This window comes from Synechococcus sp. BA-120 BA3 (assembly GCF_034931285.1).
In the GTDB taxonomy this organism is placed as follows: Bacteria; Cyanobacteriota; Cyanobacteriia; order PCC-6307; family Cyanobiaceae; genus Cyanobium.
The window spans coordinates 1-2,545 of record NZ_JAYGHZ010000134.1 but is presented as its reverse complement, the minus strand read 5'-3'; the positions used below and the strand labels follow the sequence as shown (position 1 = coordinate 2,545).

Genomic DNA, 2,545 nt, shown 5'->3' with positions numbered 1-2,545 from the left:
CAGCAGGGCCAGGGCGCGGGCCGCCAGGTGCGCGGGCAGTGGCGCAGCCGCCCATCGCCGTCGGGTGGCCCCTCGACCGTGGCGATCAGGCTGAGGCTGCGCGGGGAGAGAAAGGGGTCGATCCAGGCGGTGGCCGGGTCGGGGTGCAGCACCAGGCCGTCGAGGGCCAGGCCATGCCGGAAGGCCCCCTCCCCGAGGCGATCGGCCTCAAGGTTGATCGACTGCCAGCGTCCGGCCAGGTCCGTCACCTTGAGGTCGATGCGCTCGATGCCGTCGTCTCCGAGGCGGCGCAGGACGTCCTGGGCGGAGGGGGCCATGGCGGGAAGCGGATGGGAAGGCTGCCGCCACGATGGTGCCCCCCCGATCGGCCGGAGGCCGCGTAACCGTTTCTGTCAGATTCTCCAGAACCAGCCGCAGCACAGGAATCTGGCGGATTGCGAGTGCTACCTTCCGCTTCAGGTGCGTCGATCCGTTTCGTCCATGCGAGATGCCATCACCGGTCTGATCGGTCGCTACGACCAGCTCGGCCGTTATTTCGATCGCTCCGCGATCGATCGGATCGATTCCTATTTCGGTCAGGCGGCGTTGCGGCTGGCCGCGGTCGAGCTGATCAACCGGGAAGCCGCCACCATCGTCCGGGAGGCGGCCCAGCGCCTCTGGCTGGAGGACCCCGAGCTGCTGCTGCCCGGCGGCAACGCCTACACCACCCGGCGTCTGGCGGCCTGCCTGCGCGACATGGATTACTTCCTGCGCTACGCCAGCTACGCCCTGGTGGCCGACGACTTCACCATTCTCGACGAGCGGGTGCTGAACGGTCTCGACGACACCTACAAGAGCCTGGGGGTTCCCACCGGCCCCACCGTCCGCAGCATCGCCCTGCTCGGTGAGGTGATCGCCGAGATGCTCGCCGATGCCGGCATGGTGGACACCGCCCTGGTGCGGGCCCCCTTTGAGCACCTCTGCCGCGGCCTTTCCTCCAGCAACGTCCGGGCCCGCTGAGGCGACCGTTCCCTAATCTCCGTTCACGACTGCTTCCCCGCCAGGTCTTGCCTCCTCTCCCAGTGCCTTCCTCCGTCAGCAGCGCCCACCGGCTCGCCCTGGACCCCATCGCCACCCCCGAGCGGCTGCTGCTCGGTCCAGGTCCATCCAACGCCCATCCCACGGTGCTGCAGGCCCTGGCCCGGATGCCGATCGGCCACCTGGATCCCCTCTACATCGACCTGATGGGTGAGGTGCAGGAGCTGCTGCGCTACGCCTGGCAGACCGACAACCGGCTCACCATCCCGATGAGCGGCACCGGCAGCGCCGCCATGGAGGCGACGCTGGCCAACACCATCGAACCCGGCGACAAGGTGCTGGTGGCCGTGATGGGCTATTTCGGCCAGCGCCTGGTCGACATGGCCGGCCGCTACCGGGCCGATGTGGTCACGATCGAGCGGCCCTGGGGAGAGGCCTTCGACCTGGCCGAGATCGAGGCGGCCCTGATCGCCCATAAGCCCTCCATCCTGGCGATGGTGCACGCCGAGACCTCCACCGGGGTGTGCCAGCCAATGGAGGGCATCGGCGACCTCTGCCGCCAGCACGACTGCCTGCTGCTGCTGGACACGGTCACCTCGCTCGGGGCGGTGCCGCTGCACATCGATGCCTGGAAGGTGGATCTGGCCTACAGCTGCAGCCAGAAGGGCCTCAGCTGCCCCCCCGGCCTGGGCCCCTTCACCATGGGCCCCCGGGCCGAGGCGAAGCTGGCCGCCCGCTCCGGCAAGGTGCCCAACTGGTACCTCGATGTCTCCCTGCTCAACAAGTACTGGGGCAGCGACCGGGTGTACCACCACACCGCCCCGGTGAACATGAATTTCGGCATGCGCGAAGCCCTGCGGCTGCTGGCCGAAGAGGGGCTGGAGGCCGCCTGGGCGCGCCACCGCAGCAATGCCGAGCGTCTCTGGGCCGGTCTGGAGCGACTGGGCCTCGACCTGCATGTCAGCGAACCCCTGCGGCTGGCCACCCTCACCACCGTCCGGATTCCCGAGGGGGTCGACGGCAAGGCCTTCAGCCGCCACCTGCTCGACCGCTTCGGCATCGAGGTGGGCGGAGGTCTCGGCGATCTGGCCGGCAAGGTGTGGCGCATCGGCCTGATGGGCTACAACAGCACCCCCGAGAACGTCGACCGGCTGCTGGCCATCTTCGAGAGCGAGCTGCCCGCCTTCCGCCCCTCACCGGCGGCGGTCGCGGCCGCCATCGCCTGAGTCAGGCCGGATCCTCTGGCCTGGCCCGGAGCTCCTGCCGGGCCAGGCGCCGCTGACGGAACCAGCTTTCCAGCTGTTCACCGGCCCGCTCCCCCAGCACGCCCCCCCGCACCACCATGTGGTGGTGGGCGCTGGGGTGGCGCGACAGATCCAGGCTGCCGCCCAGGCCGCCACGCTTCGGATCGGCCGCCCCGTAGATCACCGTGCCCACCCGCGCCTGGATCAGGGCGCCGGCGCACATCGGACAGGGCTCGAGGGTCACCAGCAGGGTGCAGCCGTTGAAGCGCCAATCGCCCCGGGCC

3 protein-coding genes and 1 pseudogene are annotated in these 2,545 nt (G+C 69.9%); 2 read left to right on the top strand and 2 right to left on the bottom strand.

Annotated elements, in window-relative coordinates:
* Positions 1 to 317: pseudogene (locus VB737_RS06460) on the bottom strand (type I glutamate--ammonia ligase); the annotation flags it as partial.
* A 163-nt stretch (positions 318 to 480) separates the two neighbouring features.
* Between VB737_RS06460 and VB737_RS06455 the strand changes: the two are divergent.
* Entirely contained in the window at positions 481 to 999 is a 519-nt protein-coding gene (locus tag VB737_RS06455; protein WP_500312100.1) for an allophycocyanin subunit beta, read from the top strand.
* 62 nt (positions 1,000 to 1,061) lie between these two features.
* On the top strand, positions 1,062 to 2,243 hold the full coding sequence (locus tag VB737_RS06450; RefSeq protein WP_500312098.1) for a pyridoxal-phosphate-dependent aminotransferase family protein: 1,182 nt from the start codon (positions 1,062 to 1,064) through the stop codon (positions 2,241 to 2,243).
* A gap of 1 nt (position 2,244) precedes the next feature.
* On the opposite strand, the gene VB737_RS06445 is transcribed toward VB737_RS06450, so the two are convergent.
* Positions 2,245 to 2,545 (bottom strand): nucleoside deaminase (locus VB737_RS06445; RefSeq protein ID WP_500312096.1); only part of this gene is annotated, 301 nt, incomplete at its 5' end.